The 20,282-nt window shown below is 48.9% G+C and carries 17 protein-coding genes; all 17 read right to left on the reverse strand.

From position 1 onward, the window contains the following. Positions 1 to 190 precede the first annotated feature (190 nt). The 17 genes from FYJ66_RS03500 to trpS all read right to left on the reverse strand — a co-directional run bounded on the left by FYJ66_RS03500 (position 191) and on the right by trpS (position 20,270). On the reverse strand, positions 191 to 3,901 hold the full coding sequence (locus FYJ66_RS03500; RefSeq protein ID WP_154572133.1) for a phosphoribosylformylglycinamidine synthase: 3,711 nt from the start codon (positions 3,899 to 3,901) through the stop codon (positions 191 to 193). 84 nt (positions 3,902 to 3,985) lie between these two features. Further along, the gene (gene purD, locus FYJ66_RS03505) at positions 3,986 to 5,251 is read right to left on the reverse strand and encodes a phosphoribosylamine--glycine ligase (protein ID WP_154572134.1); all 1,266 of its coding nucleotides are present in this window, start codon (positions 5,249 to 5,251) and stop codon (positions 3,986 to 3,988) included. 68 nt (positions 5,252 to 5,319) lie between these two features. Continuing rightward, complete coding sequence (gene purN / locus FYJ66_RS03510) at positions 5,320 to 5,928, reverse strand: phosphoribosylglycinamide formyltransferase (protein ID WP_154572135.1); 609 nt, start codon at positions 5,926 to 5,928, stop codon at positions 5,320 to 5,322. Further along, positions 5,929 to 6,978: a phosphoribosylformylglycinamidine cyclo-ligase gene (gene purM, locus FYJ66_RS03515; protein WP_154572136.1), complete on the reverse strand. Its 1,050-nt coding sequence runs from the start codon at positions 6,976 to 6,978 to the stop codon at positions 5,929 to 5,931. Between the two features lie 34 nt (positions 6,979 to 7,012). Then, positions 7,013 to 8,446 carry an amidophosphoribosyltransferase gene (gene purF / locus FYJ66_RS03520; RefSeq protein WP_154572137.1) on the reverse strand — a complete coding sequence of 478 codons (1,434 nt, stop codon included), beginning with the start codon at positions 8,444 to 8,446 and terminating at the stop codon, positions 7,013 to 7,015. Between the two features lie 53 nt (positions 8,447 to 8,499). Further along, the gene (gene purE / locus FYJ66_RS03525) at positions 8,500 to 8,994 is read right to left on the reverse strand and encodes a 5-(carboxyamino)imidazole ribonucleotide mutase (protein WP_154572138.1); all 495 of its coding nucleotides are present in this window, start codon (positions 8,992 to 8,994) and stop codon (positions 8,500 to 8,502) included. Between the two features lie 264 nt (positions 8,995 to 9,258). Continuing rightward, positions 9,259 to 10,200 (reverse strand): AEC family transporter, encoded by a 942-nt coding sequence (locus FYJ66_RS03530; RefSeq protein ID WP_154572139.1) that lies wholly within the window; start codon positions 10,198 to 10,200, stop codon positions 9,259 to 9,261. Positions 10,201 to 10,295: 95 nt separating this feature from the next. Beyond that, positions 10,296 to 11,471: an isocitrate/isopropylmalate family dehydrogenase gene (locus tag FYJ66_RS03535; RefSeq protein WP_154572140.1), complete on the reverse strand. Its 1,176-nt coding sequence runs from the start codon at positions 11,469 to 11,471 to the stop codon at positions 10,296 to 10,298. Between the two features lie 76 nt (positions 11,472 to 11,547). Beyond that, on the reverse strand, positions 11,548 to 13,491 hold the full coding sequence (locus FYJ66_RS03540; protein ID WP_154572141.1) for an aconitate hydratase: 1,944 nt from the start codon (positions 13,489 to 13,491) through the stop codon (positions 11,548 to 11,550). Positions 13,492 to 13,551: 60 nt separating this feature from the next. Beyond that, entirely contained in the window at positions 13,552 to 14,940 is a 1,389-nt protein-coding gene (locus FYJ66_RS03545) for a beta/alpha barrel domain-containing protein (protein ID WP_154572142.1), read from the reverse strand. Between the two features lie 334 nt (positions 14,941 to 15,274). Beyond that, the gene (gene folE / locus FYJ66_RS03550) at positions 15,275 to 15,850 is read right to left on the reverse strand and encodes a GTP cyclohydrolase I FolE (protein ID WP_154572143.1); all 576 of its coding nucleotides are present in this window, start codon (positions 15,848 to 15,850) and stop codon (positions 15,275 to 15,277) included. Next, positions 15,851 to 16,492, reverse strand: a complete 642-nt coding sequence (gene queE, locus FYJ66_RS03555; protein ID WP_154572144.1) for a putative 7-carboxy-7-deazaguanine synthase QueE — start codon at positions 16,490 to 16,492, stop codon at positions 15,851 to 15,853. It abuts the gene before it with no gap. A gap of 15 nt (positions 16,493 to 16,507) precedes the next feature. Then, the gene (gene queD / locus FYJ66_RS03560) at positions 16,508 to 16,846 is read right to left on the reverse strand and encodes a 6-carboxytetrahydropterin synthase QueD (protein ID WP_154572145.1); all 339 of its coding nucleotides are present in this window, start codon (positions 16,844 to 16,846) and stop codon (positions 16,508 to 16,510) included. 32 nt (positions 16,847 to 16,878) lie between these two features. Further along, positions 16,879 to 17,592, reverse strand: coding sequence for a 7-cyano-7-deazaguanine synthase QueC (queC, locus tag FYJ66_RS03565; protein ID WP_154572146.1), 714 nt, complete (start codon positions 17,590 to 17,592; stop codon positions 16,879 to 16,881). Between the two features lie 84 nt (positions 17,593 to 17,676). Then, the gene (gene queF / locus FYJ66_RS03570) at positions 17,677 to 18,159 is read right to left on the reverse strand and encodes a preQ(1) synthase (protein ID WP_154572147.1); all 483 of its coding nucleotides are present in this window, start codon (positions 18,157 to 18,159) and stop codon (positions 17,677 to 17,679) included. A gap of 87 nt (positions 18,160 to 18,246) precedes the next feature. Next, positions 18,247 to 19,071 carry an EFR1 family ferrodoxin gene (locus FYJ66_RS03575; protein ID WP_206156984.1) on the reverse strand — a complete coding sequence of 275 codons (825 nt, stop codon included), beginning with the start codon at positions 19,069 to 19,071 and terminating at the stop codon, positions 18,247 to 18,249. A 122-nt stretch (positions 19,072 to 19,193) separates the two neighbouring features. Further along, the gene (trpS, locus tag FYJ66_RS03580; protein ID WP_154572149.1) at positions 19,194 to 20,270 is read right to left on the reverse strand and encodes a tryptophan--tRNA ligase; all 1,077 of its coding nucleotides are present in this window, start codon (positions 20,268 to 20,270) and stop codon (positions 19,194 to 19,196) included. Positions 20,271 to 20,282: the final 12 nt, after the last annotated feature.

Consider the following 20,282-nt stretch of genomic DNA (forward strand, 5'->3'; position numbering starts at 1 on the left):
CAAAATTATTATATTATATATTTTGGCGAAGAACAATGTTACATAAAGAAAATACGCCGCTAAAACGGGCATTCCTCCCACGACTTACAGAAGTCGGGGCTTCCTGCCTTGCGGCGTTGGTGAAAATCAAATTTCAGTGATTGCCGGGGAGGGCGGATTTGCCTTCCCCGGTGTCCACTGTATTCTGTTATTAAAACTCTGCCTTGAAGTATTCAACTGCAGATTCAAAGAGCTTCAGATCAAACTCACCCGGAACGTTTTTGTAAAGGCCTCGTCCAATTCTCTCTGAGTGACCCATTTTTCCAAGAACGTGACCGTCTGGCGAAAGGATTCCTTCGATGGCCATTGCAGATCCGTTAGGATTGTACTGAATGTCCATTGACGGGTTGTTGTCCAGGTCTACGTACTGAGTCAGAACCTGTCCGTTGTCGATCAGGTAGTCGATGTCGTCCTCTGTGGCTACGAACTTTCCTTCTCCGTGGGAGATAGGAACTGTCAGGACCTGTCCCACTGCTGCCTTCCTGAGCCAAGGAGATTTTGTGGAGCAGACTCTTGTTCTTACCAGCTTGGACTGATGTCTTCCAATATCGTTAAAGGTAAGGGTCGGGCTGTTTTCAGTCTGAGCTGCGATCTCTCCGTATGGCAGGAGGCCCAGTTTAATCAGGGCCTGGAATCCGTTGCAGATTCCTGCCACAAGGCCGCCTCTGTCGTTCAGGAGCCTGGTTACCTCTTCTGAAATGGCTTTGTTTCTGAAGAAGGATGTGATGAATTTTCCAGATCCATCTGGTTCATCTGCTCCGGAGAAACCGCCTGGAATGAAGATTGCCTGTGAATTTCTTATGGCTTCAGCAAACTCTTCCACGGATCTCTTCAGGTGTTCCGGGTCCAGGTCGTTTATAACGAAGATTTCAGGATCTCCGCCGGCTCCTCTTACAGCTCTGGCTGAATCGTATTCACAATTGGTTCCAGGGAATACAGGAATCAGGAATTTTGGCTTTCCTTCAACTGGACGGTGATCCCCTCCCTGGTATCTTGTTCTGTAAATGACTTCTCTTACTGGAACCGGATATTTTCCTGTGTTGAACGGATAAACAGTTTCCAGTTTTCCTTCATAAAGCATGTCCAGCTCTTCCAGGTTGATAACCTCGTGAAGGTTTGCGATGGCTGCTTTTCCGGTGGTTCTTCCCAGGTTGCTGAAGTTTTCTCCCAGCTCTGTTTCCTTCTCCAGCTCTATAATGAAGCTTCCGTAATTGTATCCGAATACTTCCTCGTTGGTGATTCCAGGATCGAATTCGAAGCCGATGCCATTTCCAATGGCCATCTTGTAAACTGCCTCACCGGCTCCGCCGTATCCAGGAGTTCTGCAGGCTGCAACCAGGCCCTGGTCAAAGAGATCTTTCAGCGCATCGAAGTTTTCCTTTAATGACTCAGGCAGCGGGAGACCGTCTGGTCCGTATTCAGGTTTAAGAATTACGACTCTGTGGCCTCTTGCCTTAAACTCAGAAGACCGGATTTTATCCAGCTTGCTTGTTGTTACTGCGAAGGATATCAATGTTGGCGGGACGTGGATGTCCTCAAAGGTGCCGCTCATAGAATCCTTGCCTCCGATGGCGCCGGCCTCCAGTTCCATCTGTGCTCTGTAGGCACCAAGGACCGCTGACAGCGCCTTGCCCCAGCTTTTTTCATTGTCACCCAGCTTCTCGAAGTACTCCTGGAAACTGAGATATACATCCTTGTATTCAGCTCCTTCTGCCAGGAGTTTGCAGATGCTCTCAACTACAGCCAGGTACGCACCGTGATATGGGCTTTTTTCTGAAATATAAGGGTTAAATCCGTAAGCCATCAGGGAGACTGTGTCAGTATCCCCTTCTGGAACAGGAATCTTGTGGACCATGGCCTGAACCGGTGTCCTCTGGTAGATTCCGCCGAAAGGCATCAGCACTGTGCCTCCGCCGATGGTGGAGTCGAACCTTTCTGACAGGCCTCTCTTGGAGCATACGTTCAGGTCTGCAACCAGCTCCCTCATTCCTCTTCCGAAATCTTGCGGAATTTCCTTGCTGTAGTCCTGGGATGCTTCAACTACTGCATCCTCGTGTTTTTCTGCTCCGTTGGTATCCAGGAATTCTCTGGATATGTCAACGATTTTCTGGTCTCTGAAGGTCATGGTCAGGTAAGGCTTTTCCGTAACTGTAGCCACAACTGTGGACTCCAGGTTCTCAGATTCTGCCAGTTTTTCGAACTTCTCTGCGTCTTCCGGAGCTACTACTACTGCCATTCTTTCCTGAGACTCACTGATTGCCAGCTCGGTTCCGTCAAGGCCGTCGTATTTCTTAGGCACCTTATCCAGGCAGATATCCAGACCGTCTGCCAGTTCGCCGATGGCTACTGATACACCGCCTGCACCGAAATCGTTACATCTCTTTATGAGCTTTGAAGCCTCAGGGTTTCTGAACAGCCTCTGGATCTTCCTTTCTTCAGGTGCATTTCCTTTCTGGACTTCTGCGCCGCACTCTTCCAGAGACTCAGCACTGTGGGATTTAGATGATCCGGTGGCTCCGCCGATTCCATCTCTTCCTGTCCGTCCTCCCAGAAGAATTACTACGTCACCTGGTTCTGGTCTCTCTCTCCTTATGTTTTCTGCAGGAGCGGCGCCGATTACTGCGCCAACCTCCATTCTTTTTGCCACATATCCAGGATGATAAATCTCGTCTACCAGTCCTGTTGTAAGGCCGATCTGATTGCCGTAGGAGCTGTATCCTGCTGCAGCTGTGGTGACAATCTTTCTCTGAGGGAGCTTGCCCTTACGAGTTTCTGATGCAGGCACCAGAGGGTCTCCTGCGCCTGTAACTCTCATTGCAGCGTAAACGTAGCTTCTCCCTGACAGAGGGTCTCTGATGGCACCGCCAATACATGTGGCCGCGCCGCCAAATGGCTCGATTTCTGTTGGATGGTTATGGGTTTCGTTTTTGAAGAGGAGTACCCAGTCCTGCTCTTCTCCGTCAACATCTGCCTTGAAATCCACCGTACATGCGTTGATTTCTTCTGACTGTACCAGGTGTTCCAGTTTTCCCTGTTCACGAAGGGCCTTTACTGCCAGGGTGGCGATATTCATCAGGCTTACAGGCTTCCGTACTCCCAGCTCCTTCCTCTTGTCCAGGTAGTCGCGGAAGGTCTGGTTGATTACAGGATCTTTGAAGGTCACATCACGAATGGTTGTGTTGAAAGTGGTGTGACGGCAGTGATCTGACCAGTATGTGTCGATGACCTTGATTTCAGCAATGGTAGGATCTCTGTCCACCGACTTGAAATAGTCTCTGCACATTACAAGATCTGCAAGATCCATTGCCAGGCCCTTGTCCTGACGGAATGTCTCCAGTTTTTTCTCATCATATTTAGTGAATCCGAAGAGCACAGCAACTTTTTCCGGCTCTGGATATACTGTCTTCAATGTTTCAGGAATCTCCAGCGATGCTTCTCTTGCCTCTACCGGGTTTATGAGGTGGCTCTTGATCTTGCCTTCCTCTTCTTCTGTAATATCACCGTAGATTACGTAGATAACAGCTGATTTTACAGATGGTTTCTCATCAGCTGCAATGAAGCGCAGGCACTCCTCTGCGGAGCTTGCCCTCTGGTCAAACTGACCTGGAAGGTACTCCACTGCAATAACCCGGCCTTCTCCTGGGTCCAGGCTGTCGTATACCAGATCTACTGGGGGTTCTGAGAATATGGTGTTCTCTGCCTCCTGAAAAGCCTCATCTGACAGATCTTCCACCAGATACCTGTTCAGGATCCTGACCCGCTCAACTCCTGAGATCTGAAGTACTTCCTGAATTTCTTTCAGCAGTTCCTCTGACTTGCTGGCAAATTCCGGTTTCTTTTCTACATAAAGTACTCTGACCATGTTCACCTCACTAATCTAAATCCAATGGACTTCCGCGTCTCCTGCTGCCACGGCCACTGCCGGGAACCTGCACAGAGGCGGACTTTATTTTTCCAGTGCCTTCAACGCTCTGGCACCAATATCCTTCCTGTAATACATATCCTGGAAGCTGACCTTCCTGATGGTTTCATAGGCCTTGTCTACGGCTTCCTTCAATGTAGGTGCAGTTTCTGTAACTCCCAGAACTCTTCCTCCGCTGGTCACCTGAACCCCGTCCTGGAGCTTTGTTCCGGCTATGAAAATTCCTTCCCTGTCTTCAGGCAGGGTAACGGGATATCCTTTTTTGTAAGAAACCGGGTATCCTCCTGATGCTGCCACTACGCAGCAGGCGCTTTCGTCTCTGAAGTGAAAATCCACGTCAGCCAGGGTTCCATTTGTGCAGGCCATCATGATCTCCAGCAGATCTCCTTCAAGGAGGGGGAGAACCACCTGGGTTTCAGGATCGCCGAAGCGGCTGTTGTACTCGATGACCTTCGGGCCTTTTTCCGTGAGCATCAGTCCGAAGTACAGGCATCCTCTGAAGGTTCTTCCCTCATTGTTCATGGCTTCCACTGTAGGCAGGAAGATTTTCTTCATGCACTCTTCTGCAATCTCATCTGTGTAGAAAGGGTTAGGTGCCACAGTGCCCATGCCTCCAGTGTTCAGGCCTGTGTCTCCATCTCCGGCTCTCTTGTGGTCCATAGACGAGACCATTGGCCGTATTACCTTGCCGTCAGTGAAGGCGAGGACGCTGACTTCCGGGCCTGTAAGGAATTCTTCGATGACCACCACATCTCCGCTTTTACCGAACTTTTTTTCCTCCATAATGGAACGGATGCCGGCTTCAGCTTCTTCTCTTGTGGCAGCGATTATGACGCCCTTTCCCAGCGCCAGTCCGTCAGCCTTGATAACAATGGGAAGCTCTGCTGTCTTAAGGTATTCCAGAGCCTTCTCCGGATCATCAAAGGTCCGATAATCTGCAGTTGGTATTCCGTATCGCTTCATCATGTCCTTGGACCAGGCTTTGCTGGCCTCAATGATGGCAGCCTTTGATTCCGGCCCGAAGGCAGGTATTCCTCTGGCTTCCAGCAGGTCCACCAGCCCCATGGCAAGGGGGTCGTCAGGAGCTACAACTACGTAGTCAACAGCCTTTTCTACTGCAAATTCCACAATCTGGTCAAGCTCAGTGGCGCCTATTCCCACGCATATGGCATCGCCGGCAATTCCCCCATTGCCAGGCAGTGCGTATATCACATCTGCATTCCTGCTTTTTTTCAGCGTTCTGATGATGGCGTGCTCTCTTCCGCCACCTCCTACTACTGCAATTTTCATGATCTCCTCCAAAAGCCTGCAGTCTGGGGCAGCCGATTTCTGCCTCCGGCCTGCAGTTACAGAATTCTCTATTTCATGTTCTCCGTGATTCTCTCAGCTGTCATCTCGACGGCTTCAGGCAGAAGGATCCATTCAGCCTCCTCCATTATACGGCGCTGAAGGGTCTCCGGCGTGTCACCTTCCAGTACGGGAACGGCTTTCTGGGCGATTATCCTTCCTCCGTCTGTAATTTCGTTAACATAATGGACCGTTGCTCCTGAAACCTTCACTCCTCTGGCAAGGGCTGCCTCGTGGACCTTAAGTCCATAGAACCCGTCGCCGCAGAAGGAAGGAATAAGGGATGGATGTACATTTATGATCCTGTCCGGGTATCTCCTTACGAAGTCACTGCTGAGAACTTTAAGGAACCCTGCCAGTACGATAATATCTATCTTCTCTTCTTCAAGAAGGGCCAGCAGCTTGTCCTCGAAACCTTCCTTGCCGATGAAGCAGTTTTTTATCCCTGCCTTCTCAGCCCTCTCCAGGCCATAGGCGCTTTTTCTGGAAGAAACTACCAGAACAGGCTGGCAGTGAGGCATTTTCCCCTCCTGCCATCTGTCGATTATTGCCTGAAGGTTTGTGCCTCCTCCTGAAATGAGGACTGCCACCCTGGCTTTATTTTCACTAGAATTATTCATTTATTCGTCCAGTCCTGTTATGATTACGCCCTCTCCGCCTTTTACTATGCGGCCGATGGCCTTTGCCTTTTCACCGGCGCCGTTGATGATCTCAATAGCTCTGTCTGCGTCTTTCTCATCAACAACTACGGTCATTCCTGTTCCCATGTTGTATGTGTTAAACATGTCTCTCTCAGGAATTCCGCCTTTTTCCATGAGCATCTTGAAAACAGCCGGAACCTCCAGGCTGTCTTTGCTGATCTTTGCGCTGAATCCTTCAGGCAGTCCACGTGGAATATTCTCATAGAAACCGCCGCCGGTAATATGCATTACACCATGTGGCTGGATTTCCTTGAAGAGGGCCAGCATAGGCTTTACGTAGATCTTGGTAGGTGTGAGAAGAACCTCTCCCAGAGTCTTACCTCCCAGCTCTTCCGGTTTCACCGTCAGATCCTGGTTCTCAACGTCGAACACCTTTCTTACCAGAGAATATCCGTTGGAGTGGATTCCTGAACTGGCAATGCCGATAATCACATCTCCCTCTTTAACGGAGTTTCTGTCGATGACCTTCTTCTTGTCCACGATACCCACAGCAAATCCTGCAAGGTCGTACTCGTCCTCTGGATAGAACCCCGGCATCTCCGCAGTCTCTCCTCCAATAAGGCTGCACTCAGACTGAACGCAGCCATCTGCCACGCCTTTGACGATATCAGCAATCTTCTCAGGAACGTTCTTGCCGCAGGCAATGTAATCCAGGAAGAAAAGGGGTTTTGCTCCCACGCACAGAATGTCGTTGACGCACATTGCAACGCAGTCAATGCCAACAGTATCGTGACGGTCCTGAAGGAAGGCCAGCTTCAGCTTTGTGCCTACTCCGTCAGTTCCGCTTACCAGCACCGGCTCCTCCATTCCTGTAAGGTCAGGCTGAAAAAGTCCACCGAATCCCCCAACAGGTGCGGTGTTGCCGAACACCATGGTCTTTGCCACGTGTTCCTTCATCAGCTCAACGGCTCTGTATCCGCTGGTAATATCTACTCCTGCCTCCTTATAGCTTTCGCTCTGGCTCTTCATTGTCTGTCTTCCTCCTTGACTGGCTCTTCAGCAATTACTCATCTTTGTCGCTGAGCTTCCGCTCGAATCTGTATTTTCCGTTGGTCTGAGGCCGCCCTGCCGGATAACCGTCGCCGAAGCAGGCGCTGCAGTAGCCCCTGGCCTCCTTCTCGCCGATCATCTCTCTAAGCCTTTCCTTTTTCAAGAATCCCAGGCTGTCGCATCCGATAATCTCCTTCATCTCCTCCAGAGAATGGTTTGCCGCCAGCAGGTTCTTGCTGTCAGGAATATCTGTGCCGTAATAACATGCGTCGATGAATTCTGGTGCTGTAAGTCTCAGATGAACTTCCTTTGCGCCGGCGTCTCTCAGCTTCTGTACTATGTTTTTGGAAGTAGTTCCTCTAACTACAGAGTCGTCTATGAGCACTACTCTTTTGCCTTTGACCTCGTCTTTTATTACATTCAGCTTAATGTCCACCATGCGCTCTCTCTGTTTCTGTCCCGGCGCTATGAAGGTCCGTCCAATGTATTTATTCTTTATGAATCCCATGGCATAAGGGATTCCGGACTGATAGGCATATCCGAGAGCTGCATCCAGGCCGGAATCAGGCACGCCGATTACTACGTCCGCATCTACCGGCCAGTCCTGAGCCAGGGCCTTTCCTGCATTAACTCTTGCGCTGTGAACGCTTACGCCGTCAATAACAGAGTCAGGTCTTGCAAAATAAATGTACTCAAAGATGCAGACGTTGCGGTCAGTGCTGCCGCAGTGATCTCTGATGCTCTCTATTCCGTCTCTGGAGAAAACAAGAATTTCTCCCGGATCCACGTCTCTTACGAATTTTGCTGAAACTGCATCCAGGGCGCAGCTTTCAGAGGCAACTACATATGTGCCGTCCTCTGTAACTCCGTAGCAGAGAGGTCTGATGCCGTGGGGATCCCTTACGGCAATAAGCTTTGCCGGTGACATGATGACCAGAGAATAGGCTCCTCTGATCTTGTTCATAGCAGAGTTGATGGCTTCCTGAATAGACTCTGATGTAAGTCTTTCCTTTGTGATCAGATATGCGATAACCTCTGTGTCACTGGTAGTCTGGAAAATAGATCCCTGAAGCTCCAGGGCCTGTCTCAGCTCAAAGGAATTTACAATGTTTCCGTTGTGAGCCAGGGCCATTCCGCCCTTTATGTGATTGACCACAATTGGCTGAGCGTTGTTTCTGTCTGTCTGGCCTGTTGTTCCATATCTGGTATGGCCAACTGCAATGCTTCCTTCTCCCAATGCGTCAAGTCTCTCGTTAGTGAATACGTCGTTGACTATTCCCAGGTCCTTGTATTCACTGAAAACTCCGTCGTCATTTACTACGATTCCGCAGCTTTCCTGTCCTCTGTGCTGCAGTGAAAACAGTCCGTAATACACTGTGCGGGCCACCTCGAATCTGTGCGGTGACCAGAGTCCGAAAACTCCGCATTCTTCCCTAAGTCCGTTCATTTCCCTGATTTTCTCCTGTCTTCATAAGTCAGCTTTCACCAATGTCCTGTGTGCTAGTCTTCAAACCTGGCGCTTACAGCCTTGTCCTTCTCCAGAACTGAATCATGGGCCTTCCGTCTCTCCTCCCAGAGCTTCTTCCTCAGTTCTTCATCTCCTGTTGCCAGAATCTCTACAGCAAGAATGGCAGCGTTCTTTGCTCCATCAATTGCCACACTGGCTACCGGAATCCCCGGAGGCATCTGAACTGTAGAAAGGAGAGCATCCATGCCCTCCAGGGCTGATGCCTTGATCGGCACTCCGATTACTGGAAGAACGGTGTTTGCCGCAATCACACCTCCCAGGTGAGCTGCTTTTCCGGCTGCCGAGATGATTACCCCAAAGCCATTCTCTTCCGCACTCTTTGCAAAGGTCAGGGCCTCCTCAGGTGTTCTGTGAGCCGAGAAAACGTGAACCTCCACAGGAACACCGTACTTCTTAAGCTCTGTTATTCCCTTCTCAACTACAGGGAGATCGCTGTCGCTGCCCATTATCACTGCAACTTTCTTCATAGAATTACCTCCTGTCCCATTTAAGGTAAAAAAGGAACGGCTGTTTACCCTCCGTTCCTGTGTCAGCTTACTGAAAATTTCATTCTTAATCTATCACCACCGGTTAAACTCTTCAATGTTTCCCTTCCGCCTCTGCCGCCGGCAAAGGACATTACAGTGGATATTACTCAGAAAATCCGGTTTTTCGCGAACAATTATATCATAAAAGGCGGCCCCCGTTCGGCCGCCTCATGTTTATCTGTGTATTGAATTTATAGAAAGATATCAGAACATTCCCATGGTTTTGAAAATAAAAAGCCACATAAAAAGAGTGAGGCACGACAGAGGAGTTGCGATAATCACCGCATTACCTGCCAGCTCGTCATCACTGTCCATGGCCTGGGCCATGGTGAAGGATGAAACTGCAGGGGGAGCTGCCATCATAGCCAGGAGGGCGATGAAGGCCGGTCCTCTGAAGCCCAGGGCAGCCGCTACAGAAAGGCCTATTGCCGGATATACCAGCAGCCTTACAACAATGGTGATAATCAGGTTCCTCTTTCCTCTGGTCACTCCCACCGGATTAAAAGATGCACCAAGGATTATCATGGCCATTACCGAGCAGGTCTCTGACATTGATGAAATCACGCCGTTTACTGTTGCCGGAATCTTTATTCCCAGAAGGAGGCAGACAATGGCAGCGATGGCCCCGAGAATAATGGGATTTTTCAAGATCCGGACCACCAGGCTCCTTACCGTAGTTTTCCCTCCTCTGTAGTACTCCAGTGTAATGACTGCCAGCACATTAAAGAGGGGAACTATTATCATTATGAGAGCAGCCGTGGCCGCAGCCTTTCCTTTTCCAAAAATATTGATGGTTATGGGCAGGCCCATTATCACGAAGTTACTGCGGTACATGGCCTGAATCATGGCGCCTCTGGTCTTTGGGCTCTTCTCGATTTTTCTCACAAAGACTGATGTGAGTCCGTACATGATCATCAGGAAGGCTATTCCGTAAAATTCAAGGCGCAGGTCGAAGGCCTGGCGAATATTGGCAGAATATAGATTTTCGAACATCAGTGCCGGAAAAAGAACCACGAAGATCATTCGGTTCACGCTCTTTACTTCCTTCTCTGACAGTATATTGAATTTTCTGATCAGCCCTCCGATTACCAGATAAATCATCAGCGGCAACACAGCATTGAAACAAATTATCAGATTTCCGGCCATTTACATCTCCCGTGCTCATTATTCATGCAATCATCATTCATACAGAAAGCCAGCACTGACGTGCTGGCTTTAATACTCATGCTATTTCATCAGCATTATAGATTCTGCATTACACATGAAGCAAAGTCAATGCATTTTCCTCCGCCTGGCAGGCCTGTCATTGATGGCCCCATGGCTTCATCAGCTGCGGACAAGGCTTTTTCCAGCCTTTCTGCCTTCTCGGTAAATCCAATATGAGCCAGCATCATGGAGGCCGCCTTCATCAGGCTTGCAGGGTTTGCATACTCTTCTATTCCCTGCTCTACCATTCTGGGAGCGCTTCCGTGTATAGCTTCAAATACTGCGTAATCACTTCCAATGTTTGCACTTCCTGCAGTGCCTACGCCTCCCTGGATCTGGGCTGCCTCGTCAGTAATAATATCACCGTACAGATTTGGAAGAAGGAACACCTGAAAATCCCCGCGAATGTCCTTGTTCACCAGGTTTGCAGCCATGATGTCCACAAACCAGGAATCTGTTTCTATCTCCGGATAGTCCTTTGCCACATCACGGGCGATCTCCAGGAAGGATCCGTCGGTTTTCTTCAGAATATTCGCCTTAGTAACAATAGAGACCTTCTTTTTTCCATTATTCCTGGCAAAATCGAAGGCCGCCTTGGCGATTCTTCTCGTGCCTTCGTATGTTGTAACTTTAAAGTCCACGCTCAGGCAGTCATTTACCGCTACTCCTCTGCTTCCCAGGGCGTACTCTCCCTCGGTGTTTTCCCTGAAGAAGGTCCAGTCAATTCCTTCCTCAGGAATGGATACTGGCCGCACGTTGGCGTAAAGGTCGAAGGTTCTCCTGAGAAAAACGTTGGCGCTTTCCAGGTTCTTTGTGTTCATAGCTGCGTTTGGGGTGGTTGTAGGGCCTTTGAGAAGCACGTGGCACTTTCTCATTTCTTCCAGCACTTCTTCTGGAACCGTCTCACCGCAGGCAAGCCTGTTCTCCAGGGTGAAGCCCTGAATGTCGCGGAATTCCACAGATCCGGCTGCCAGCTCCTGCTTCAGAAGCTTCTCCAGCACCTTTCTTGTTTCCCTCATTATTACGGGACCTATTCCGTCACCGGCTGCAATACCAATGATTTTTTTACCCTCATGGAGACCCGTGTCCGCCGGTGATTCCTTCCGGCCTTTTCTCATTTTTTCGTTGCGGTTTATCTGCTCTCTCAGCATCATCTCGAAGGCCGATACCGCATCCATTATTTCCTGTTCCCTGATATCTCTGTTTTCCATCTTTTACTTATCCCTGCTTCCTGCATCTCTCCAGCAGGCTCCCCGTTTTCCTTTATATTTTTTCCTGATATCTTCCTTAGTTCAGGCTGTTTTTCTTTGTGTAATCCAGCAGTCCTCCTGCCATGAGCATGTCTTTCTGCCTGTCAGAAAGATCCACATCCAGTGGAATCTCCTTATCTCCAGCCTGAAGCATGATCTTGTTCTCATGGAGTCCCTGGTGGACATTGCTGAGCTTAAGCTCCATTCCCTGCTCCAGGAGATTGTAGTCTTCAGGATTCCTGAAAGTCAGAGGCAGAATGCCGGCGTTTACCAGGTTTGCCTTGTGTATTCTGGCAAAGCTCTTTACCACAACTGCTCTGATTCCCAGATACAGTGGAACCAGTGCTGCATGCTCTCTGGATGAACCCTGACCGTAATTGGATCCTCCTACGATAATGCCCTTTCCTGCCTTTCTGGCCCTCTCCGGGAACTTATCATCAACTACCTCAAAGCAGAACTCAGACATCTTCGGAATGTTGGATCTGTAAGGCAGAACTCTGGATCCTGCTGGCATAATGTGGTCTGTAGTGATATTATCTCCCACCTTCAACACCAGCTGAGCGTCAATGTTATCCTCAAGAGGTCTTGTTTCAGGGAAAGCCTTGATGTTAGGTCCTTTCAGCACCTCTGCCTCAGCAGCCTTTTCCGGCGGAAGTGGCATGATAATGCCGCTGTCGTTTATCCTGAAGTGTTCAGGCATAGTAACATCGAAGGTCTCTTCAATTTTCTCATCTGCAAGATCTGACGGATCTGTGAACACACCTGCCACAGCAGAGGCTGCCGCAGTCTCGGGACTTACCAGATACACTTTTGCATCCTTGGTTCCTGACCGGCCCAGGAAGTTTCTGTTGAAGGTTCTCAGGCTCACGCCCTCCGAATTAGGAGAAAATCCCATTCCTATGCAAGGTCCGCAAGCGCACTCCAGGATTCTGGCCCCACTGTCGATCAACACTGTCAGGGCTCCGGTCTCTGCCAGCATGGAATATACCTGCCTGGATCCCGGAGAGATGGAAAGGCTCACATTGTCGGCCACCTTGTGCCCCTTCAGGATGTTTGCCACCTTCAGCATGTCTGCAAGAGATGAGTTTGTGCAGGAGCCAATGCAAATCTGATCAATCTTCATGCCCTTAAGTTCCTTGACCGGCTTTACGTTGTCCGGGCTGTGGGGACAAGCTGCCAGAGGCTCCAGCTGGCTGAGATCTACGGTGTAGGTCTCAGCATATTCTGCATCCGGATCGCTGGCCAGAGGTCTGTAGTCACTTTCTCTGCCCTGGGCCTTCAGAAAGGCTCTTGTTACTTCGTCTGATGGAAAAATTGATGTGGTTGCGCCCAGTTCTGCGCCCATGTTGGTAATAGTACATCTCTCAGGTACGGACAGAGACTTCACTCCCTCACCGCCGTACTCAACGATGGCACCAACCCCTCCTTTTACGGAGAGAATCTCCAGGACCTTCAGAATAATATCTTTCCCTGAAACGTAAGGTCTCAGCTTTCCCTTAAGTTCAACCTTGATCATTCTCGGCATAGGGATGTGGTATTCTCCGCCGCCCATTGCTACTGCCACGTCCATTCCGCCGGCTCCCATTGCCAGCATTCCCAGGCCGCCGCCTGTAGGAGTGTGGGAATCAGAACCGATCAGGGTCTTTCCCGGGATTCCGAATCTCTCATAGTGAACCTGGTGGCAGATGCCGTTTCCAGGTCTGGAAAAACGAATCCCGTGCTTGGCAGCAACTGACTGAATGTAACGGTGGTCGTCTGCGTTCATAAACCCTGACTGGAGAGTGTTGTGGTCTATATAGGCTACTGACAGCTCTGTCTTCACCTGGTCTATGCCCATAGCTTCAAATTCAATGTAAGCCATAGTTCCAGTAGCATCCTGGGTGAGAGTCTGGTCTATGTGGAGTCCAATGTCCTCTCCTGTCACCATTTCTCCTGACACCAGGTGCTCTTGTATTATTTTCTCAGCAATGGTCTTTCCCATTTTGTCCCTTTCCTTATGTGTATATCTGTTTGTATTCTTCAATTCCCGCTTCAGACATGACTACAGCGCGCCATTTCCTGTGTCTTCTGTAATGAACTTGTGAATCAGCTTATGAAGCTCGTCGGCGCCGATGCCGGAAACTCTTCCTCCGGCGTACTGCTGGTCAACCCACTTCTTTACGTAGGCTACTACCGGACTGTGTTTATCAACCTTGTGTTCTTCAGCCAGGCCGTAGTCCTCGTTGATCCACAAAGCAATGCCTGCAGCACCAGAGCTCTGGTTGATAGACACCCTCGGCGGTCTGTTCAGGAACTTGGCCGTATCGAAGATATTGTATATTTCCTCATCCTTCATGAGTCCGTCTGCGTGAATGCCTGCCTTGGTTACGTTGAAGTTTCTTCCTACAAACGGGGTCTGATCAGGAATCCTGTATCCGATTTTGTTCTCGAAGTACCGGGCCATATCTGTGATAACTGTAGTATCCATTCCGTCCAGGGTTCCTCTGAGCTGAGCATACTCGAACACCATGGCCTCCAGAGGCACATTTCCAGTTCTCTCCCCAATTCCGAACAACGTACAGTTGACAGCTGATGCTCCGTAAAGCCAGGCTGTTGCTGCGTTAGTTACGGCCTTGTAAAAATCGTTGTGTCCGTGCCACTCCAGCATTTCGCTTGGAACTCCTGCATAGTGCTGAAGTCCGTAAACAATTCCGGATACGGATCTCGGCATTGCCACGCCGCCGTAAGGGATTCCGTATCCCAGAGTATCACAGGCCCTGATTCTTACCGGCATACCCGCTTCCTTGGACATATTCATGATTTCTTTTACAAATGGCACAACGAAGCCGTAGAAATCTGCCCTTGTAATGTCTTCCAGGTGGCATCTCGGAACTACTCCGGCCTCAAATGCATCGCTGATGACGCTGAGGTAATGTTCCATGGCCTGGCGGCGGTTCATTCCCAGCTTCTTGAAAATATGGTAGTCTGAACAGCTTACCAGTATTCCTGTTTCCTTTACTCCAATATCGTGAACCAGCTTGAAGTCTTCCTTCTTAGCCCTGATCCAGGTAGTTACTTCCGGAAATTTCAGTCCCAGGTCCATGCATCTTTCTACTGCTTCCCGGTCCTTCTCGCTGTATACAAAAAATTCAGTCTGCCTCAGAATTCCATTTGGTCCGGAAAGGGCGGACATCATCTTGTATATATCCACAATCTGATCTACGGTAAAAGGCGCCCTGCTCTGCTGACCATCTCTGAATGTAGTATCTGTGATCCAGATATTCTCGGGCATTCCCAAAGGTGTGCGCCTGAAGTTGAAAGAAACCTTCGGCACCTCTGTGTATTCAAAAAAATCTCTAAGAAGGTTTGGTTCTTCCACATCCTGCAGCTGATAATTATATGGGTCCTGTTCAAGCAGGTTTGTTCTCTTGTTAAGACTAATCTCGCTCAAAACGCACCTCCGTTTTTCCTTAGAAATTGTATATCGGTATTCTAAAACGCAATCTTGTTTCTGTCAATATACTCTTTGCATTACATACAATGTTTTGCGGTCATATTTGGACAATCATTCAAAAACAGGCTTCTTGCCGCTTATTTACAGGGGTTGGCCAGCCTTTTTCCACGTAAAAAGAGGGCCCGCAGTACGGGTCCTCCCAAAGCCTGGCCTTGAGCCACCAGCTTTTATCTTCATTTATTCCCTTGTTTTCAGCGGTATTCCGCAGTAATTGTATACAATGCTTCAGGGTTTTTCCTGAAGCCGGCCCTCCGCCACCATGGGCAGAGCCTTAATCGTCCAGCATGGTAAATATCTCTCCCCGCAGCTCCTTGTCTGTCTGGAATATTCCTCTCAGGGTATGGGTCACAGTACGAGCTCCCCTTGCTCTGATGCCTCTTGCGGTCATGCAGGAATGTTCTGCCTTCACAAATACAGCCACATCTTCTGTTCCCAGTATCATGGTGAGAATGTCTGCAATGTCATTTCCTATTCTCTCCTGAAGCTGGAGCCGCTTGCACACCATGTCAGCAATTCTTGCCACCTTGGAAAGGCCGATAACCTTGCCTGATGGGATGTAGGCCACAGAAACCGTCATGTTGTACATCAGCGCCAGATGGTGTTCGCAGTGGCTGAAGCATTCTATGTCCTTGATCAGGACCAGGTCGTTGGTGTCTTCCGTAAAACACTTGTTGAACATCTCCGCTATTTCTTCATTGGAATAGCACATGCCCCGGAAAACTTCCTTGTACATGTTTGCAACTCTCTTCGGAGTCTCTACAAGGCCTTCCCTGTCCGGATCATCTCCAAGGGCCATCAGAATCTCCTTTACAGCTTTTTCTATTCTCTCTCCGTCTATTTCTTTCATTTATACTCCCTTTTCCTCCGGATCCCAGATGTATTTATGCATCTGGAGCTGAAGCCTGCACCGGTGCATGTCCTTGTCTTTCATGAACTCCACAATCTCCGCCGGTTCTATACCGCCGAAAACCGGGCTCAGGAAACACTGGCAGGCCGGCTTGTATTTTTCTATGATCTCAGCGGCCTTATGCAGATCTTCCTCAGTGCCTACCACAAACTTCAGGGCATCGCTTTTTCTGAGAATTCCGATGTTGTCTGTAAGCATGCTGGACTCACAGCCACTGGAAGGGCATTTGTAATCCATTGTGATTATGGTTCCCGGGATGAGCACATCTTCCACTGCCACAGATCCGTTGGTCTCAATATTAACCTCGTAGCCTTCTTCCACCAGAGCCCTGGTCAGGTCCATTCCTTCGCGGCTCCTCAGAGGCTCTCCTCCTGTAAGAGTTATTCTGTCACAGCCATATCTTTCAATGTATTCCAGGATCTCCCGGATAGTCATATCCTGTCCGGCGTCCTCTTCCCATGCGTATGAAGTATCGCAGTAGCTGCATCTCAGATTGCATCCCGCAAGCCTGATAAACACAGCCAGTGCCCCGGCTCTCAGCCCTTCACCATCAATGCTGTAAAAAATCTCGTTTACTCTCATCCTTTTACCCGCCAATTACTTCTGGTCCTTAATGTATGAGGCCACATTGTTTTCGCTTTCCTGCACATCTACCCTGTAACAGCATGGGAACTGGCTGCAGATCCAGTAAGCGATGTTCTCGGCAGTAGGGTTGAAGTCCAGCACATCGTTGAGGATCTTGTGGTCCAGCTTATCCTTAACCAGCTCCTTTATCTTTGTAAAATCAAGGACCATTCCGTTACTGTCCAAGGTTTCCGACTCAAGATATACATCTATTATCCAGTTGTGGCCGTGAAGCTGCGTGCACTTGCTGGGATAGTCCAGTTTCAGCTGATGGGCAGCACTTACTTCCAGCCTCTTCTTAACTCTGTACATTTTTTATCCGCTCCTTATGTTTTCTGTAAAAATTATTCCTGGTATTCTATAGGGTCTTCCACTCCGTTGGCTCTGAAGGCCTCCAGCCGGTCAATACATGTGGCACATTTTCCACAGGCCTTGCTGCCTCCTTCATAACAGCTCCATGTCAATTCGTAAGGGGCATTGAATCTCAATCCTTCCTTTACCACTCCAGCCTTGTTCCATTTCACCAGGGGAGCCTCCACCACCACATGGCCGCCTGTTCCAAGTTCAATGGCTCTCCCCATAGTATCTGTGAAGTCCCTGCTGCAGTCAGGATAGGCGTTTCCTGCTGCATCGTCTGCATGGGCCCCAAGGTAGATGTGGACTTTGTCCTCAGGATAGAGAGACATAGCCAGGGCGGCTGCTGAAGACATCATGAGGCCGTTTCTGAAAGGCACATAGGTATCTACTATTCCCTGTCCACCTTTTTCCTCCAGCTGTTCTGCATAACTGCTGTGTTCTATTTCCTTGTCACTATGTTCCAGAAGAGAGCAGTCGCTGTACGCCATAACTGGAGACAGGTCCATTTCATAGTGTTTTACATGGTAATAGTCTGCAACAGCTTTGGCGCACGCCAGTTCCTTGCTGTGCTTCTGACCGTAATAGACAGACACGGTGGAAACATTTTCACTTCCGAATCTCTCCACCGCCATGGCCACGCATGTAGTGCTGTCCACTCCTCCGCTGCTCAGAACAAGTGCTTTATCTTTAAAATCGCTCATTTGTTTCTCCTCTGTCTCTAAAGTAATCCCCCGTTAACTATCTTCTCTCCCCTGTCCTGATTGCCCGGTCAACAGGCCGTCAGATTATCTGCCGGCTCTGTCCAGCTGGCTGAAGATCCTTTCCTGAGCCCTCTTTTCATAGTCGGTTCCTGGTCTTCCCCAGGCTGCAAATGGGAATATGCTGATACCCCCTCTTGGATTGAAGTCTCCTCTCACTTCAATGTATTTAGGATCCATCAGTTCTTTCAGGTCATTCAGAATGATGTTGACACAGTCTTCGTGAAAGTCTCCATGGTTTCTGAAGCTGAAGAGATACAGCTTCAGGGACTTGCTCTCAACCATTCTCACATCTGGAATGTAGTTGATGTATATAGTTCCGAAATCCGGCTGCCCTGTCATAGGGCAGAGGCTGGTGAACTCAGGGCATTTGAAAGTAACCATGTAATCTCTTCCCTGGTGCTTGTTTACGAAAGCTTCCAGCAGATCCGGGTTGTAATCTGTGTCGTATTTTGTACCCTTATTTCCCAGCAGTGTTATTCCTTCCAGTTCTTCTTTGTTTCTGGACATGTTAATTCTCCTTTTAAATAAAAAATCCCTCGCCTGATAATACTGGTGAGGGACATTTTTTTCAACTGATTCTGGTAATTCCGGCAATCATATAAACCATTCCGGATCTTTCCGTTTGTTGTACAGCCGCTCCAGAGCCACTCTGGATGCTGCGTACAGAGGACCTCCATATGACCTGGCTTCCTGGGGGCACACATTAATACATGCCGAACAGGAAATGCACTTCTTGCCGTCCACCTTTCTGGGATTGGACGGGTCAATGGCTCCTACCGGGCAGATAGCCGAACACTTTCCGCAGTTAATGCAGAAGGAATTTGCCACTGGATGAACCGGATACCTGGATGGTTTCCTGGTAGGCACATCTCCCTTGACATTTAAGGGCGCCAACATGGCCTTCATTCCTTTTATCTCAGTGCCGCAGAACCTCCTGATCTTGTTTGCGGAAACCTTTGAAAACTCTATTATCTGCTGCAGGTCAAAGGCATCGGGCCGGTCTCCTGCAATAGTGGTGAACATAGGATTCTTCGCAACAAAGGCTCCTGCACTGACAACTCCGAACTCCTGGTCACAGGCAATGGAATAAAGCTCCCTCAGAGCATCTCCATATGTGTTGTTGCCGTAGGTTACTATCACAATGGCCAGGGTGTCACTGCCGTGAATCTTCTTCAGCATGTTGGAACAGACCTCAGGGATTCTCCCGCTGTACACCGGCATACCGATGACTACAATAGATTCATCATCGAAGTGGAGATCCTCTTTAACCGGATCTACCAGCAAATCGGTAAAGCTGTGTTCCACAGGATCCACGCAAAGCTCATCCAGCCTTTCAGATAATTCAGTTGTGATCTTCTTGGTGATCTTAGCCGTCTCCCCCGACGGGCTGAAGAACATCCCAATCACATTTCTGATCATATTTTCTTCAATTCTCCTTATATACCCCAGTGGTAACTGTAATTTACATTCCATCTGGAATTTTACCACCGGTGTCCATTTCAATAAGAAAGAATGGTGAAGAAAGAATGAAAAGAATTTTTCTATTTATCTGTGCCGTACTTTTCGTCCCATGCTTCGAAGTAGTCGATCTTCATGCAGTGTTTGCAGTACTGAAGAACTTTCTGTACTTCGGCTCTTGCCTCTGCAGTTCCCTCTTTGAGGATCTGAACAACCAGCTCCGGACGAGCCTCGTAGTATGCTCTTCTCTCTCTGATTGGTGTAAGGAAATCATTCATTACATGGAAGAGGAACTTCTTGACCTTTACGTCTCCCAGGCCGCCTCTTCTGTAGTGGTCCTTCAGTTCATCCAGGTTCTTGTATTCAGGCAGGTACTTCTGGAAGTCTTCGTCCTTGCAGAACACATCCAGATATGTGAACACCGTATTTCCTTCTACATGGCCCGGGTCACTGACCTTAAGGTGTTCCGGATCAGTATACATTCCCATGATCTTTGTTTTCAGCACATCTTCCGGATCTGAAAGGTAAATGGTATTGCCCAGGGACTTGGACATCTTAGCCTGTCCGTCTGTTCCCGGAAGGCGGAGAGCTGCCTGGTTCTTCGGAAGATAGATTTCCGGCTCGTTCAGCTCAGCTCCATATGTAGCATTAAATTTTCTTACTATTTCCCTGCACTGCTCCAGCATTGGTTCCTGGTCCTCACCTACAGGAACTACTGTAGCATTAAATCCTGTAATGTCAGATGCCTGGCTGATTGGATAAGTAAAGAATCCTACTGGCACGTTAGCCTCGAATCCTCTTAATTTAATTTCGTTCTTGACAGTCGGGTTCCTCTGAACTCTGGCCACTGTTACCAGGTTCATGAAAAACATGGTCAGCTCGTGGAGTTCTGGGATCTCCGACTGAATGAGAATCGTTGTCTTCTTTGGATCAATTCCTACAGAAAGGTAGTCCAGTGTACACTGGAAAACACTGTCTCTCACCTTTTCCGGATTGTCGAAATTATCTGTAAGGGCCTGAATATCAGCCAGCATTATGAACATCTTGTCGAAATCCGGATCGTTCTGAAGTTCGATTCTCTGCTTAAGAGATCCTACATAATGTCCAATGTGAAGTTTTCCTGAAGGCCTGTCGCCTGTAAGCATGATTTTTCCGCTCATTTTTATCTCCTT

The organism is Allobaileyella intestinalis, assembly GCF_009695865.1.
In the GTDB taxonomy this organism is placed as follows: domain Bacteria; phylum Bacillota; class Clostridia; order Peptostreptococcales; family Anaerovoracaceae; genus Allobaileyella; species Allobaileyella intestinalis.

Coding starts and splice junctions, on each gene's coding strand:
- FYJ66_RS03500 (WP_154572133.1), bottom strand. CDS start 3,901: ATGGTCAGAGTACTTTATGTAGAAAAGAAACCGGAATTTGCCAGCAAG.
- purD (WP_154572134.1), bottom strand. CDS start 5,251: ATGAAAATTGCAGTAGTAGGAGGTGGCGGAAGAGAGCACGCCATCATC.
- purN (WP_154572135.1), bottom strand. CDS start 5,928: ATGAATAATTCTAGTGAAAATAAAGCCAGGGTGGCAGTCCTCATTTCA.
- purM (WP_154572136.1), bottom strand. CDS start 6,978: ATGAAGAGCCAGAGCGAAAGCTATAAGGAGGCAGGAGTAGATATTACC.
- purF (WP_154572137.1), bottom strand. CDS start 8,446: ATGAACGGACTTAGGGAAGAATGCGGAGTTTTCGGACTCTGGTCACCG.
- purE (WP_154572138.1), bottom strand. CDS start 8,994: ATGAAGAAAGTTGCAGTGATAATGGGCAGCGACAGCGATCTCCCTGTA.
- FYJ66_RS03530 (WP_154572139.1), bottom strand. CDS start 10,200: ATGGCCGGAAATCTGATAATTTGTTTCAATGCTGTGTTGCCGCTGATG.
- FYJ66_RS03535 (WP_154572140.1), bottom strand. CDS start 11,471: ATGGAAAACAGAGATATCAGGGAACAGGAAATAATGGATGCGGTATCG.
- FYJ66_RS03540 (WP_154572141.1), bottom strand. CDS start 13,491: ATGGGAAAGACCATTGCTGAGAAAATAATACAAGAGCACCTGGTGTCA.
- folE (WP_154572143.1), bottom strand. CDS start 15,850: ATGAAAGAAATAGACGGAGAGAGAATAGAAAAAGCTGTAAAGGAGATT.
- queE (WP_154572144.1), bottom strand. CDS start 16,492: ATGAGAGTAAACGAGATTTTTTACAGCATTGATGGTGAAGGGCTGAGA.
- queD (WP_154572145.1), bottom strand. CDS start 16,846: ATGTACAGAGTTAAGAAGAGGCTGGAAGTAAGTGCTGCCCATCAGCTG.
- queC (WP_154572146.1), bottom strand. CDS start 17,592: ATGAGCGATTTTAAAGATAAAGCACTTGTTCTGAGCAGCGGAGGAGTG.
- queF (WP_154572147.1), bottom strand. CDS start 18,159: ATGTCCAGAAACAAAGAAGAACTGGAAGGAATAACACTGCTGGGAAAT.
- FYJ66_RS03575 (WP_206156984.1), bottom strand. CDS start 19,071: ATGATCAGAAATGTGATTGGGATGTTCTTCAGCCCGTCGGGGGAGACG.
- trpS (WP_154572149.1), bottom strand. CDS start 20,270: ATGAGCGGAAAAATCATGCTTACAGGCGACAGGCCTTCAGGAAAACTT.